Annotated in this window: 17 protein-coding genes; 4 read left to right on the top strand and 13 right to left on the bottom strand. The window is 44.5% G+C overall.

What is annotated here, in order from left to right; genetic code table 11:
• Position 1: 1 nt before the first annotated feature.
• Entirely contained in the window at positions 2–613 is a 612-nt protein-coding gene (locus CEW93_RS08180; protein ID WP_089538475.1) for a M15 family metallopeptidase, read from the top strand.
• Between the two features lie 3 nt (positions 614–616).
• Here the strand turns inward: CEW93_RS08180 and CEW93_RS08175 are convergent, their stop codons facing one another.
• A complete protein-coding gene (locus CEW93_RS08175) occupies positions 617–1,108 on the bottom strand; it encodes a peptidylprolyl isomerase (protein WP_089538474.1) in 492 nt (163 codons plus the stop codon).
• A 266-nt stretch (positions 1,109–1,374) separates the two neighbouring features.
• On the opposite strand from CEW93_RS08175, the gene CEW93_RS08170 reads away from it, so the two are divergent.
• Positions 1,375–1,749, top strand: a complete 375-nt coding sequence (locus tag CEW93_RS08170) for an energy transducer TonB (RefSeq protein ID WP_089538473.1) — start codon at positions 1,375–1,377, stop codon at positions 1,747–1,749.
• Positions 1,750–1,852: 103 nt separating this feature from the next.
• Here CEW93_RS08170 and CEW93_RS08165 read toward each other — a convergent pair whose 3' ends face one another.
• The 3 genes from CEW93_RS08165 to ileS form a co-directional block, all read right to left on the bottom strand.
• Positions 1,853–2,659 carry a formate/nitrite transporter family protein gene (locus tag CEW93_RS08165; protein WP_089538472.1) on the bottom strand — a complete coding sequence of 269 codons (807 nt, stop codon included), beginning with the start codon at positions 2,657–2,659 and terminating at the stop codon, positions 1,853–1,855.
• A gap of 104 nt (positions 2,660–2,763) precedes the next feature.
• Entirely contained in the window at positions 2,764–3,276 is a 513-nt protein-coding gene (lspA, locus tag CEW93_RS08160; RefSeq protein ID WP_089538471.1) for a signal peptidase II, read from the bottom strand.
• Positions 3,269–6,559 (bottom strand): isoleucine--tRNA ligase, N-acetyltransferase domain-containing, encoded by a 3,291-nt coding sequence (gene ileS / locus CEW93_RS08155; RefSeq protein WP_089538544.1) that lies wholly within the window; start codon positions 6,557–6,559, stop codon positions 3,269–3,271. Before ileS ends, lspA begins: the two co-directional genes overlap by 8 nt.
• 176 nt (positions 6,560–6,735) lie before the next feature.
• On the opposite strand from ileS, the gene CEW93_RS08150 reads away from it, so the two are divergent.
• Positions 6,736–7,236 (top strand): cytochrome c5 family protein, encoded by a 501-nt coding sequence (locus CEW93_RS08150; protein ID WP_089538470.1) that lies wholly within the window; start codon positions 6,736–6,738, stop codon positions 7,234–7,236.
• A gap of 14 nt (positions 7,237–7,250) precedes the next feature.
• Positions 7,251–8,081, top strand: coding sequence for a CoA ester lyase (locus CEW93_RS08145; RefSeq protein WP_089538469.1), 831 nt, complete (start codon positions 7,251–7,253; stop codon positions 8,079–8,081).
• On the opposite strand, the gene CEW93_RS11010 is transcribed toward CEW93_RS08145, so the two are convergent.
• The 9 genes from CEW93_RS11010 to CEW93_RS08105 all read right to left on the bottom strand — a co-directional run bounded on the left by CEW93_RS11010 (position 8,082) and on the right by CEW93_RS08105 (position 14,945).
• Positions 8,082–8,210, bottom strand: coding sequence for a hypothetical protein (locus CEW93_RS11010; RefSeq protein WP_255504034.1), 129 nt, complete (start codon positions 8,208–8,210; stop codon positions 8,082–8,084).
• Positions 8,211–8,279: 69 nt separating this feature from the next.
• Positions 8,280–8,855 (bottom strand): tetratricopeptide repeat protein, encoded by a 576-nt coding sequence (locus tag CEW93_RS08140; protein ID WP_089538468.1) that lies wholly within the window; start codon positions 8,853–8,855, stop codon positions 8,280–8,282.
• Positions 8,856–8,990: 135 nt separating this feature from the next.
• The gene (metW, locus tag CEW93_RS08135) at positions 8,991–9,605 is read right to left on the bottom strand and encodes a methionine biosynthesis protein MetW (RefSeq protein ID WP_089538467.1); all 615 of its coding nucleotides are present in this window, start codon (positions 9,603–9,605) and stop codon (positions 8,991–8,993) included.
• A gap of 37 nt (positions 9,606–9,642) precedes the next feature.
• Entirely contained in the window at positions 9,643–10,413 is a 771-nt protein-coding gene (locus CEW93_RS08130; RefSeq protein ID WP_089538466.1) for a toxin-antitoxin system YwqK family antitoxin, read from the bottom strand.
• Between the two features lie 9 nt (positions 10,414–10,422).
• The gene (locus CEW93_RS08125; RefSeq protein ID WP_089538465.1) at positions 10,423–11,649 is read right to left on the bottom strand and encodes a homoserine O-acetyltransferase; all 1,227 of its coding nucleotides are present in this window, start codon (positions 11,647–11,649) and stop codon (positions 10,423–10,425) included.
• A gap of 136 nt (positions 11,650–11,785) precedes the next feature.
• Positions 11,786–12,238, bottom strand: a complete 453-nt coding sequence (locus tag CEW93_RS08120) for a hypothetical protein (RefSeq protein ID WP_089538464.1) — start codon at positions 12,236–12,238, stop codon at positions 11,786–11,788.
• A 220-nt stretch (positions 12,239–12,458) separates the two neighbouring features.
• On the bottom strand, positions 12,459–12,911 hold the full coding sequence (locus CEW93_RS08115) for a hypothetical protein (protein WP_143822733.1): 453 nt from the start codon (positions 12,909–12,911) through the stop codon (positions 12,459–12,461).
• A gap of 34 nt (positions 12,912–12,945) precedes the next feature.
• Complete coding sequence (locus CEW93_RS08110) at positions 12,946–13,683, bottom strand: sporulation protein (RefSeq protein ID WP_089538462.1); 738 nt, start codon at positions 13,681–13,683, stop codon at positions 12,946–12,948.
• Between the two features lie 179 nt (positions 13,684–13,862).
• A complete protein-coding gene (locus tag CEW93_RS08105) occupies positions 13,863–14,945 on the bottom strand; it encodes a serine endopeptidase (RefSeq protein ID WP_089538461.1) in 1,083 nt (360 codons plus the stop codon).
• Positions 14,946–14,951: the final 6 nt, after the last annotated feature.

Below are 14,951 nucleotides of genomic sequence, written 5' to 3'. Positions count from 1 at the left end.
AATGAGTATGATAAAACAGCTAAACTATGTGGTGTTATTAAGTTTTGGTATGTCAGCCTTTGCTAATGCAGATTTTGTCAATGTCAAAACGCTAGATGACAGCATTGTGTTGGACATGAAATACGCCAGCAGCGATAATTTTTTAAAGCAGAGCGTTTATCCTTGTGGTGAGTGCTATCTAAGACAAAATACCGCCAAGGCACTTATCAAAGCCAATCAAGAGTTTCAACAGCTAGGCTATCGCATTAAGGTGTTTGACTGCTATCGACCATTGTCTGTACAAAAAAAGATGTGGCAAATTTTGCCAAATTCTACTTATGTCGCCAATCCTGCCAAAGGCTCAAAACACAATCGTGGTGCGGCGGTGGATTTGACTTTGGTGGATAAGCAGGGTAAAGAGCTAGACATGGGAACGCCTTTTGATTTTTTTGGACAAAAGACTCATCACAGTTATCGTCAGCTACCCAAAAACGTGCTTGCCAACCGCCAACTGCTTAAAACTATCTTGGCAAAGTATGACTTTAAGCCAATCAATAGCGAGTGGTGGCATTATGACTATCGCCCACAAGCTGGTGCACCAATAGCGGATTTTGTGTGGCAATGCCCTGCATAAAACTTAGATTTTTAGGGTCAGCGTGCTTTGACCTTTGGGCGTTACTTTAAAAATCTGTACCTTAAATAACACATCTTGCCCTGCCAATGGGTGATTAAAATCCACTTTAACCGTGTCATCATTGACTTCACTAATCACCCCAGCAAGGGTATTATTGCCTTTGTCGGCAAACTCCATCATCATGCCCACCACAGGATTTGGCTCTGATAGGCTAAATTTGGCACGGCTAAAACTTTGGACATTTTCTTGATTCCACTCACCAAAGGCTTGCTCAGGTGGCAGATGGGCAGTGCGGGTGTCGCCTGCTTTTAGGTTAATCAGCACCTGTTCAAAGCCAGAGAGCAAACTTTCATCACCAATGGTCAAGCTGACAGGCTCATCACGTCCAAAGGTTGAGTCAATCACCGTGCCATTGGGTAGGCTAACTTCAAAATGCAGCTGCACAGTACTGCCGTCTGTGATGCGGATTTCTTCGTTGGGTAAGATGGGGGTCATGGTTATCCAAAATCAAAAATAATCGTTAGTTTATCATAATTTATATTAAGTTAAAAAATAAATCTTGATGAAAGCAAATAAAGCTAAGCAAGCATAAAGATGGGGATAAATAAACCAACAAGACACATGGCGGGGCAATGATAAATTGTAGATAAAATTTGTCATCTAACTGCCAAACTGTTGTAACTTAACCCACACAAGCATACATTTTTATGATTGAAAGTTGTGCGATGATGGGCTAAGATGAGCGATTTATGGGGGATATTATGAAAAATCATTTGTTATTTGTTGCAATCAGTTCTTTGGGATTGGTGGCGTGTGGCACAACCAAACCCATTAAACAAACTTCAAATGCCATCACACCCCCACAAGTGGTCAAATCCCCTGATTTTCGCCATCTGCCCACCAAAAGCTGTAAAAATGGTGAGTTTATCCACACATCTGCGGTTTTGGCGTTGGACAAACAAGGTCAAGTAACTGGCGTGTCAGGCTTGACGGTCAAGGATAAAGAGCTGGCATTGCACATTACCCAAGCCTTTAAAAAAGCCAAATACACGCCATATCTTATTCATGGTAAGCCCGTGGCAAGAAACCTAGATGTCGCCATCAGCTTAAAATGCCCACCAAAATCAAGGCGTTAATCAATCATTTGCAATCAGGCTAAATGATGTTGGTTGATTGTGGTGGCTGAGCGTTGATGATTTGGATATTCATCTTGCTTTTGTTTTGGGTATTTGCATGGGATTAAATGGAATAATCATCTTTTAATAAATGCCGATAAGCGTGTAGATAAGATGCTGCCACAAAAGATGAACCACCCACCACATTACCCAAAAACACCGGTATCATCATGCCTGCAAACTCGGTCCAGCTTATATTTGCCCCTGCCCAAATGCCTGCTGGTACAATAAACATATTGGCAACAAAATGCTGTACGCCCAAAAGCACAAAAATCATCACAGGAAACCACATACCCATGATACGCCCTGAGTTGTGCTTAGCACCCAAATAAAACCAAATACCCATACAAACCAACCAATTACAAGCAATGGCAGAGACAAAGGATTTGCCATAACTCATGGCGATTTTTGATTCGGCAATGGCAATGGTTTTGGTGGCGATACCACCTTGTTCTGCCAGCCCCACATAATGCCCCAAAAAGTACGCCACTGCCATTGCTCCTGCAAGATTGCCCAAGCTGACAATCACCCAGTTGCGTGCCAGTTTTTTAAAAGGCACACGTTTGGTCAAAAAACCCAGCGACATCATCATCATGCTGCCTGTTGCCAGCTCGCCCCCGCCAATCAAGATACAAATTAGGCAAATGGGAAACACGCAAGCACCAAGCAATACTGCAAGCCCTGCCCAATCAGGGGGAATGCCACTGACGACTTTAAGATACGCCAAATAACCAAAACCCACATAACCACCACCCAAAAAACTCAAAATAGATAAGGTTTTTATGCTGGCATTGGCCTTGCCTTGGGATTTGATGATGGTGTCTTCTAAGATTTCATGGGGATAAAAGTCGCGGTTTGCACCAACAGACATAAAGTAGTTCCTTATTACAAAAAATAAGCGTGCATTGTAGCACGCTAAAAATAAAAGGATTGTTGGCATTATTGCAACTTTTTATGCTGTATTAGCATAAGAAATTATGGCGTTTCTTTTGCTCGCTTTTTCTCCAAAAACATCATGTCCCACACCACCAATGCCATGCCCACACATATCCCAATATCGGCGATATTAAACACAGGATAATGCCACACATCAGCATAATGAACATGAATAAAATCAATGACATAACCATGAATAAAGCGGTCAATGACATTGCCTACCGCTCCGCCCAAAATCAGTGCCAAACCCAATGACAGCACTTTGGCATGGGTGGCGGTTTGTCTTAGATAGCCAATAATAAATACCGAAACCGCCAAGCCCAAAATGGCAAAAAACCACTTTTGCCAACCACCAGCATCTGCCAAAAAGCTAAACGCCGCCCCATAATTATAAGCCAGTGTCCAGTTTAAAATAGGTGCTATCACGTCCACACTTTCATAAAGCTCAAAGGTGCTATTAAAATAATACTTGCTGATTTGGTCAAGTATCAGCACCACCACAGCGATGATGTAGTAAGTCATCGCCGATTTGCTGTTGGGTGTATTAAGCATAATGGCGTACTTCTCCATCACCGTCCACGTTAGTTACGCAGCGAGTGCAAAGCTCTGGATGGTTGTCGTGTGTGCCAACATCGGGGCGGATATGCCAGCAGCGAGTGCATTTTTTGCCATCAGCAGGCGTGATAAGTACGCTGTACTCACCTTGTTTTAGCTCTACATCACTGGTGATAAACACAAATCTGGCTTCATCGCCCAGTTTGTTGAGAGCGGTCAAGGTGTCGCCATCGGTGGTGATGGTGGCTTTGGCGGTGAGATTGCTGCTGATGAGTTTATCCGTGCGAGCTTCGTCCATGGCTTTATTGACAGTGTCTTTGACTGCCAAAATCATCACCCAGTCATCACTGGTGATGGCGGTTAAAGCAGGGGTGGGCAGCTCATACCAAAGCGTTGAAAAAATGTATTTTTCGTCCATGTCAGAGCGGATAAAACCCCACGCTTCTTGAGCGGTAAAGGGCAAAATCGGAGCAATCCAGCGTACCAAGGCTTGGGCGATATGATACAAAGCAGTCTGTGCCGAACGGCGGGGCTTGCCATCAGCTTTGGTGGTGTAGGTGCGGTCTTTGATGATGTCCAGATAAAATCCGCCCAAATCCTGCGAGCAAAACACGCTCACTGCCTGTACCACACTATGAAAATCCATGTCGGCGTAAGCTTTGACTATCGTTTGTTGGGTTTGGTGGGCTTTGTGCAAGATAAATTTATCAAGGCTAACCAGTTCATCAAGTGGCACACCGTCTGTTTTGATGTCAAAATCGCTGGTATTGGCAAGCAAAAAGCGAATGGTGTTGCGGATACGTCGGTAGTTATCCACCGCCCCTGCAAAGACTTTTTGTCCTGCACTCATCTCATAACGATAGTCGCTAGATGCAATCCATAAGCGGAGCATGTCCGCCCCTGTTTTATCAATCTCTTTTTGTGGCTCAATGATGTTACCAAGCGATTTGCTCATTTTGTAGCCGTTTTCGTCCACCACAAAGCCATGTGTCAAGACTTGCTTAAAGGGAGCTCGTCCATAGATGGCTTCACTGGTGAGTAGCGAGGTTTGAAACCAGCCACGATGTTGGTCGCTGCCTTCTAGGTACATATCAGCAGGGTTAGTTAAATTGTCATCTTCATCAAGCACCGCACAATGTGTTGTCCCAGAATCAAACCATACGTCCAACGTGTCGCTAACTTTGTCATAACTGTCAGCATCATCGCCCAAAAAGTCGCCACAGCTTGCTTCAAACCACGCTTCAATACCACCTTTTTCAATCAGTTGGGCGGCTTGTTCAATCAGCTCGCTGGTGCGTGGGTGGAGCTCGCCTGTTTCTTTGTGGATAAAAAAGGGAATTGGCACGCCCCAAGTGCGTTGGCGAGAGATACACCAGTCAGGGCGAGACTCTACCATCGCTTCAATGCGGTTTTGACCCCAAGCAGGCGTCCAAGTAACTTTTTTGATGTCATCTAAGGCTTTTTGGCGTAAGCCATGTTTTTCCATGCTGATAAACCACTGGGGCGTGGCACGAAAAATAATCGGTGTTTTGTGTCGCCAGCAATGCGGATAGCTGTGGGTGATGACACTGTGATGTAGCAGATGACCACTTGCTTGCAAAGCGTCAATGATTTTGGGTTGGGCTTTATAAATGTGCTCACCCACAAACGCCATTGCTTCTGGTAAATACACACCGCTACCGCTCACAGGATTGTCGGTTGGTAAGCCATATTTGATGCCAACATTGTAGTCGTCCACACCATGAGCAGGGGCGGTGTGTACAAGCCCTGTACCGCTGTCGGCAGTAACATGGTCGCCTGTGATGATGGGCACTTGACGGCTGTCAATCAGTGGGTGCTGAGCGGTTAGGGCGGTCAGCTCTTTGCCTTTGATGGTGGTTATTACTTGTGGATTATTAAGTTTGGTGGTGCTGACAAAGTCTTCTAATAAATCTTTGGCAATGATAAAGTTTTGGGTAACTTTGGTACTGGGGTTTGGGGAAGTGATGGCATAAATATCACGATGGCTTTGCTCATCAAAACCCTGATAGGTTGCCCCCAGTTTTTTTAGGGCGTTGCCAGAGCGTTTGTTGTCTGGGAATACATAAAACAGCACCTTTTGGCGTTGGGTAAAGGCATAATCCAACATGGCTTGTTTAATTTTGGCATTGACACCCGTTCCCCAATAACTGGGGGCAAAAAAGGTATAACCGATGGCAATGCTGTCATCACTTGGTTTGTCATCATAAAAACGTGTCGCCCCAATCACTTGCTCGCTGGTGTGATCAATAATGACATAGGCGTGTTGAGTGAGTGATTGTTGAAAATACTTATCAAAAACAGCAGGTTCGTGGCGTTTTTCTGGCATAAACTCCCAAATGGCAGGGTCTTTTGCTATTTGCCATAAAGCGTCTTTGTCGTCTTTGGTGAGTGGTCTAAGATAAAAGTTATCTGCTGTTAAAGTTTTGGGTAATTTAAAGGCAGGTGGTGGCAATACACCTTGTGCAACTGCATAATCAAACGTCTCATGCACGCTGATGGCTTGGTTGGCAGGCAGTGTCCAAGGGGTCGTTGTCCAAATCACTGCTTGTAGTTTGCCTTGTATATCCTTGGTCTGTGGCAGGGCATCACGATTGGTGATGTCAAAACCCACATAGATGGCGTCGCTTTTTTTGTCGGCGTATTCTACTTCGGCTTCGGCAAGGGCAGAGCCACAGTCCAAGCACCAGTTCACAGGTTTTAGACCACGCACGATATGACCATTGTCATAAATCTTACCCAAAGCTCGCACGATGCCTGCTTCTTGTTTAAAATTCATGGTCAGATAAGGGTTATCCCAATCACCAAGCACGCCCAGACGTTTAAAGTCTTTCATTTGTAGGGCGATTTGGCTTTTGGCGTAGTCTCGGCACAGACGGCGAAACTCGGTGGCGTCCACTTTTTGACCGACTTTGCCAACTTTTTGCTCAACTTTTTGCTCAATCGGCAAACCATGACAGTCCCACCCCGGCACATAAACCGCGTCAAAGCCTGATAAGTTTTTGGATTTGGTGATGATGTCTTTTAGGACTTTGTTTACCGCATGACCTAGGTGGATTTGACCGTTGGCATAGGGCGGGCCATCGTGTAGGATGTATTTTGGCAGCCCCTTTTTGGACTCACGCACTTTTTGGTATAACCCATCTTTTTCCCATTCATCAAGCCATTTTGGTTCACGTTTGGCAAGGTCAGCACGCATGGGAAAGGGCGTGTCCGCAAGATTTAGGGTGTTTTTATAGTCTTGTTGGGTGGTGTTGGTCATAAAGATGGCTCTTTGACTGTTGGTAAAATAACAGATTATTATAAAGCAAAAGGCAAAAATCTGCAAAAACCCACACCCAATAAAACCCCATAAAATCATAAAAAAACTTTAAAAGCTGATAAAAATTAGTTATATTATGTCTGTACTTATGATAATAAAAATTTGCAAGGTAACCTATGAACACTCCCAGCAAAATCTTAGCGGTATTATTGACCAGTGCGGTATGTTTGACCGCTTGTGGTGATGACAAGCCCGCCCCTGACAAAGCTACCCAATCAACGCCAAGTCCTGCCCAAAGCACGCCCGTTGCCGAGCCTACCCAAGCTACTGAACAAACAAAGACTGCCCAAAGCGAGCCTGAGCCTGTTGGTGATGTGGAAAAACCCGAGCCAGCTACTACAAAAGAAGTCCCCAAAGAAGCGGTCAAAGCGGTGTCATTAGAAGAAGGTAAAGCTCGCTATGAAAAAACTTGCCGCGTCTGTCATGACCAAGGGCTACTAAACGCACCCAAGCTGACCGCCAAAGCCGACTGGGCAAAACGCCTAGACAAAGGCATGGATACTTTGTATCTGCATTCTGCCAAAGGCTTTGGTAAAATGCCTGCTCAGGTAACAGGCGATGTTTCAGAAGCTGAAGTGTATGCGGCGGTGGATTATATGGTCAGCCAAGTCAAATAAAATTTGGGGGTGTCATGACAAACGTGGAGCAGCAAAAAAGCAGTTATTTATTTGTGCCTGCCAGTCGCCTTGACCGTGTCGCCAAAGCGGTGGACAGTGGGGCGGATAATGTCATCATTGACTTAGAAGATGCAGTGATTGGTCAGGACAAAACGGCTTTGTACCAAGCCTTAATACACTTTTTTGATGTTTGGGACTGGCAAGCGTTTGATAAGATTTGGCTACGTATCAATGGCGTGTCGCACCCTGATTTTGCAGGTGATGTGGCGTTGGTGGAGCAACTGGCGATTTATGGGGTAGTGCTACCCAAAGTTAGGCACGCTGATGACGTACTGACACTAAAAGGGCAGACAAACAAGCCTGTGATTGCCATGATAGAGTGTGCCAAGGGCGTACTCAATGTTGGTCATATCGCCAAAAGTGGCGTGTATGCACTCAGTTATGGTTGTTTGGATTTGGCGACGTCTTTGGGGATGGCACTTCATAGCCCATCGGCAAAACTGCTGTTTGAGCATGTCAAGATGGAGCTACTTTTGCATTCGTCCGCCAATGAACTTGCCCCACCCATTGAGACCATTTATGCTGATATTGGTGATGATGTGGGCTTTGAGCAAAATGTGCAGACGTGGCAGGATTTTGGTTTTGGTGGTCAGCTACTTATCCACCCCAAACAAGTCGCCATCATCAAACAGATGGATAGAGATAAGGACAAACTTGCCTTTGCCAAAAAAGTGGTTGCTCATTATCAAGAAACTCGCCAAGCGGTTTTTGCCATAGATGGACAAATGGTGGATATGCCCGTCATCCGTTGGGCAAGCGACTATGTGGCACAGGCTAAAAAGTGATTATAAGCCCTTTTCTTGTAAGGTGTTGTTTAGTGCATTAACATCACAGTATTTATCATTGGCACAGATAAGGCGTAATTGATTGGCGGTTGCTTTATTCAACAGGCTGATAAAAAGCAAGTGTTTCATCAATTATCCTTATCATAAAACAAAACCCACAATCTAAGTTGTGGGTATGTCTGTGTGCATCAATGAGAGTTATTTGATGATAAACCAATCATCGGCACTGGTTTTGGCTTTTTCAATGTCGCTAGATGACAAGTTAAGGGCAAGTTGGCTGATTTTGGTTTGGGCTTTATCACGGATTTTGTCATCAAGCATGCCATCACGGCTAGACAAATCGTACCATTTATAAGCATCTACCAAGCGTTTTTGTTTTTCATCAATCATCGCTAAGGCATAGCTGGCACGGTTATCACCAAGGTGAGCAGCCTTTTCTAGCCACTTGCGACCTTCTGCCATATTGGCTTTGACGCCTTCACCACGCAGATACATGATGCCTAGGTTGAGCTGAGCAGGGGCGATGTTTTGCTCGGCAGCTCGGGTGTACCAATAGATGGCTTTGGCAGCGTCTTTTGCCACACCTTCCCCTTTTTGTAGGCGTTTTGCCAAAAAAAACTGGGCGTGATGGTTGCCTTGACTGGCTTGATTGGTCAAACTGGTGATGTCCATGGTCTCAAAACTTGACCCTAGATGTGTGCCTGTTAGCTCGGCACTGGCAATGCTGGCGCTAAATATTGCCCCAAGCAGTAGAGCGATTTTTAAAGATTTCATATAAACTCCCATCTTGGTTGTCATCAAAAATGATGGTAAAGCAATGACATTGCCATTACTAAAAGCTACATCATAACATTTTTTACAAAAAAACTCAATTTCTGCACCCCGACAAAACGTAACAGTTTGTTTTAATTACTGACGTGTGATGCGATACACTGCCACGTCTGCCAAAAGATTTGGGGCAGATTTGACGGCTTTGTTGCGGATAAAGGCAGGGATTTTTGGGTTTGGGTTGTCCCACAGAGCAACGGTGTCTAAAATGCGAATGTGGTTGTCATGACAGAGCCTTTCAAAATCTTTAAAGGTGCAAAGGTGAATGTTGGGCGTGTTATACCACTGGTGGGGCAGGGTTTCGCTCATTGGCATGATGCCTTTGATGCCAAGATAGACGCGGTTTTGCCAATAAGCAAAGTTGGGAAAGGTAACAATGCCAAATTTGGCGACACGCAACATGTCATTAAGCAGGGTTTGGGGGTTTTTGACCGCTTGTAAGGCACGAGCCATCACCACCGTATCAAAGCTGTTGTCGGCAAAGCGTGCCAGTCCGTCATTTAGGTCTTGCTCAATGATGTTTAAACCCTTGGCGATGGCTTGGTTGATTTTGTCAGGGTCAATTTCTAGTCCATAACCAAACACACCAAGATTGGTTTGTAAATGCTCTAAAAGCGTGCCGTCGCCACAGCCCAAATCTAGCACTTTGGCGTGGGGTTTTATCCATTTTTCGGCAAGTTGATGGTCAATGTTCATGGCGTTGTCCTTTTTTGTGGTGGCTTAATTTGATGATTTAGCTGTTGGGTTTGCCGTTTTGCCAGATGATGGTTTTGACAAGTTTTGTTTTGCCTTTGTGGTTGGTTTCAAAAAATTGTTCTTCGCCGTGTTTGACGCCGCTTACCCATTGAGCGGTGCGAGCGATGACTTGGGCGAGCCCTTTTTTGGTTTGGACATAGTCAAATTCGGTCTCTTGTCCGTGTTTTTTGCCGTTTTGATAAAAAACTTCTAGGACAATATTGTCATGTTGATAATGTTCAATCTTAATGAGCTGTCCGTTTTCATCATGGATTTTGTAGTCGCCTTGGAGCTGACCATTGACAAAGTTGCCTAGGCTTTTTTGTGTGCCATTTGGGTGGTAGCTTTTAAAAGCACCGTGCTTGATGCCTTGGGCGTTGTACCATTGTTCGCTTTTGATGGTTTGTCCATCAACGTGATAAAAGCGAGCATAAACAAGGTTGCCTTGGGCGTTGGTTTCCATCAGGTGAAATTTATAATCAGGGTCTTGTTTGTAGATGGTGAGACACGCTTTGCCCCCTTGTGGGCGAGCTTGGCATTGGTCGGTGGTAACTTGTGGGGGCGGGATGTCGTTGATGGATGAGCGAGCAGTTTGGGTTTGACAGTTGGGGTTGTAGCCATATTGACACATGGCGGGGTTGTTGTGCAGTGCTGCGATGGTTTGTTGTCTTTGAATGCACGCATGGTCATTGCCAGCACAAGCGTGGGCGGATGATGAAAACATCACGCCACTTACCGCCAAAGCTGATAAACTAACTAGTTTTTTCATGTTGAACTTCTATTTTCTTGCTAATTTTGAGATGTCTTTGGGGCTCAGGTTGGTTTGTGTTACTTGACTTTTTAAAATGGGGGCAGATAAAAAGCCCTTGACAGCACTGGTATAGCGGGGTATGTCAAACAAAAACGAGTCATGCCCATGCGGTGCGTCCACATTGACAAAGCTCACGCGTTTTTCGTTTGCCATCAAAGCATCCACAATCTCCACCGAGCGTTCGGGGCTGAACCGCCAATCAGTTGTAAATGACACAATAAGAAACTGGCATTTGGTGCGAGCTAGGGCGACTTTTAGGGCGGCTTCATCGGATACATCATCGGCATAATCACGACTGGGGTCAAAATAATCCAAGGCTTTGGTCATCAAAAGATAGGTGTTGGCATCAAAATTTTGGCTAAACCGCTCGCCTTGGTAGCGTAGATAACTCTCTACCTGAAACTCCACATCAAAGCCGTACATAAATTTGCCAGATTTTAAATCCCGTCCAAACTTGGCTTTCATGGCGTCTTCGGTGATATAAGTGATGTGCCCAACCATACGAGCTAAAATCAGCCCACGTCGTGGATAAGTGCCATGTTTAAGATACCAACCGTCAAAAAATTCAGGGTCGGACAAAATGGACTGGCGAGCCACTTCATTAAAGGCGATGTTTTGGGCGGACAGCTTGGGCGTACTGGCGATGATGACGGCACGTTCTAAGCGGTCAGGGTAATCCACCGACCATTGTAGTGCTTGCATGCCACCCATAGAGCCACCGATGATGGCGTGCCATTTATCAATGCCTAGGCGGTCAGAGAGTAAGACCTGTGTTTTTACCCAGTCTTTGATGGTAATCAGCGGAAAATCCGCCCCCCAAATCTCACCTGTGGCAGGGTTGATGGTGGTAGGGCCTGTGGAGCCATGACATGAGCCGATGTTGTTTAGGCACACCACAAAAAAATCATTGGTATCAATGGCCTTGCCTTTGCCAATCAAATTATCCCACCAGCCCGCTTTGCTGTCATCTTCACTGTGATAACCTGCGGCGTGGTGGCTGCCTGATAGAGCATGGCAAATCAAAATGGCATTGCTTTTGTCATCATTTAATGTGCCATAGGTTTCAATCACCAGCTCAAACTCTGGCAAAACTCGCTGGCATTCTAAGGTTAAAGGCTCATCAAAATGTAGGACTTGGGGGCTAACGATGCCAACTGATGTGGGGTCTAAATATGGGGGGGTGTGATTTTCCACAAAATATCTCTTATTGTGTTTGGTTTTTAAAGGGATATTTTAAGGCTAAAAAGGGGGATTTACAAGGCAGGGCAACGTAAAAAAGGCGAAGCAGGTTGCCTTGTCGCCTTTTATTGCTTGTTGTGGTGAGCGGTGTTTAGTCGTCAGTAGGTTCGTCAGAGTAGCTGTCTTTGCCTGCGACGATGATGGTTACGATTTTGCCTTGTTTTTCCCAAACCTGAGCACCAATGTCTTCAAATTCATACACGCTTTGGGGGTAGTCGTCATCTTCAAAATCCAGCACATCAACATCGCCGACATAATCAGATTGGGTAATGTGTTTAAATTCATCAATGGTCAAACCAATTAAATTTACCCCTTGATACATCAGTGTTTCGTAACAAAAGATATTGTGAACTTTATTGTTTTGAAATGAAATGGTTAAAGAATTATCGGTAGCTCTATAAAATTCATCACCAAATTCATCTTTTTCACCATATTCCCAATTTTGTTTGGGGAATTGATAATTTTTAATATCACTATTAAGCTCAAATTTACCCACAGACTTCCAAGGGATAAACTCCAAAACATTATCTGCCACGTCTGCCATGCTCTTCTCCTTTTGCTTTTTTCTGGGCATCTTCTCTAATACGTTGAATTTTCTTTCTCAACACTTGTTTTTCTTTCTTGCTTAAATTGCCTTTTTATTTCTTTGCTGACCGCGGGGGTATTTTAAGGGCAAACAAGTGGATTTACAAGGCAGGGCAGCGTAAAAAAGGCGAAGCAAGTTGCCTTGTCGCCTTTTCATTGTCTGCTGTGGTAAGCGGTGTTTAGTCGTCAGCAGGTTCGTCAGAGTAGCTGTCTTTGCCTGCGACGATGATGGTTACGATTTTGCCTTTCTTCACCCAAACTCTTGCCCCAATATCATCAAAGTTATAAATGACTTGTGGATAACCATCATCTTCAAAATCTATCTCTTCGGGCGTACCCACATAATCAGATTGAGTGATGTTTTTAAATTCATCAATGGTCAAACCAATTAAATTTACCCCTTGATAAATCAGTGTTTCGTAACAAAAAATACTGCCGATTTTGCCATGACGAATGCTTATCATACGACTGTCATCGTTAAGATGATAATGTTCTAAACCGTACTCATCAATTGGTTCAAAAACCCAATCAGCAAGCTCATTTTGATAGTTGGCAATATCATCATCAAATTTAAAAACCCCAACTGATTGCCAAGGCTTAAACACCAATGTATCAACCATCGTCTTTGCCATGTGTGTTCTTTATGACTTAGATTGTTATCAAATGTTAAATCCCTACTCTTTGACGAATCAACGCCATCATATCTGCCACGCTCATGTTGTCAGTCAGACTAATCACACCATAACTGTCTGAGCGAAACGCACGGTCAATTTCAAGCACCACATGAGTTTGTTCACCAATGGGTAAAAACGACACTTCTACGCTGTTTAAACCAAAACCACGTCCTGCGTATTCTAATTCTTGATAACAACCATAGCTTGAACGACCATAGGCGGTGTTTAGATAACCTAGCTCCACATCTGATTTGATAAGTCTAAATCCTAAGCCGTTCATGGCGTCCAAAAAACGTGCCATTGTGGGCGTGGGCGTGGTATAGACAGGGTCTTTGTCCGAGCTGTCCAAGGTGCGAGCGACATCTACGTCTGTATGTAGCCATAAGTGAGTGCCGTTTTGATGGGAATAGCCTACATTGGTAATGGGTGTTTCGGCAGACAAAGCAAGCTCAAAAGGTAGGGTGATTTGGTCGTTAGCAGGTATGATAAGCTGATGAGCCAAACGCACTGAACCTAAGGTGTGCGAACGTTTGATGTCGCCATTATCGGTGTCTTGTTCGGCAGTGGTTAATAAATGCAAATCCACATGATTGACGGTTTTGTCATTTGCCACACCTGTGATACTGACCACGCCTTTTAGGGTAGTGCCAACCATGACGCTCTCTTGATTTAGGTGGGTCTGTACGTTTAGAGTGTCAAGTCCTAGGGCGTTTTTAAGTGAGCTGAACATGGGTGTTCCTTAGAATTTGTAAAAATCATATCATAGAATAATTTTTCGCCAACTTCAAGCACTCTTTTGCACCACAGCCATCGCCGTTTTTGCCTAATTTGACAGGCGCATCAAACACGCCTGCCAAGATTGTGGTTTGTCAAATGGCGATTGGCTAAGCTAATTAAAGTGCCAGTAAACTAGCCCAAAGAGTCCGTGCCGCTTTCTCCACATTTAAAACAATAGTGATTAAAGGTGCTTTTGCGAGTGGTGCAGTTGGTGCAATACTCAAACAAATGTATGCCACAATGCGGACAAAAGTCCAAATCAGGATTGTTAAAATCCAACCCACGCTCACAGCTAGGACAGATGCTTTTGGCGATTTTGCTTTGGGCTTGGTCATAATTCATCTGTGATTGGCGTTCGGTGGTGGATAGGGCTTCTTCTTCACGCTTTTTTTGTAGGTAGGTGTTCATGGCGATGATGCCATAACGCCCAATCAGCACCGTCATCAAAATCCCCACCGCATAACGCACATAACCGCCATAGTTTGGCAAATATGGCACCAGCTCCACAAAAAACACAAACACCGCAAAAAATACAAAGCCCCACACAAACGGCCAAGCATTTGAATGGCGATAACGTCTAAACAAATACCACGCTAAAATCAGCAGGGGCAAGGTGATGAGTAACCGATAGATAAATACTTGTAATTCTTGTTTTTTTAGATATTTATCATAATCTGTGCGAGCCATTTCTTCCATGTCATCTATTTTGGTGCGTATGTTTTCTACGGCTTGACGTCTGTCTAGCTGACGTTTATCAATGGCGGACAGCTCATTTTGTAGGGTTTGTTCTTTTTGTTTGAGCTCATCTAGCTCTTTGGTGCGTTTGATGACTTCGGGGTTTTGGTCGGATTGTTCAGTAACAGAGCGAGTGGCAAGCCAATTATCAAAAGTCTCACGGGCGTTTTGGTTAAAAGTGCGTTGCTCTGACAGCTCATGATTTTTTTGTTCCCATTCGTGGGTGATGTCTTGTTCTTGTCGCTCGGCAACTTTTAAATCATCTTGCAGTTTGTCATAAGATGGGCGGTCAGCCACAAAATCGGCAATCTGCACATACTCAGTACTGATATAAGGCAAATCAGCGACCAGTTTGCTACCCAACCCAATCAAAAAACTGGCAAAAATCACCGCCACAAACCACAAAAATAGGCGAAACCACTTTTCAGGTTGGCGATTGGTTGATGTGGGTTTGGATTTTTGGAACTGCACTTTTGACATGGTCGC

This window comes from Moraxella sp. VT-16-12 (assembly GCF_002224245.2).
GTDB lineage: Bacteria > Pseudomonadota > Gammaproteobacteria > Pseudomonadales > Moraxellaceae > Moraxella.
The sequence above is the reverse complement of the archived record's forward strand: the minus strand, read 5'-3'. Positions and strand labels throughout refer to the sequence as shown.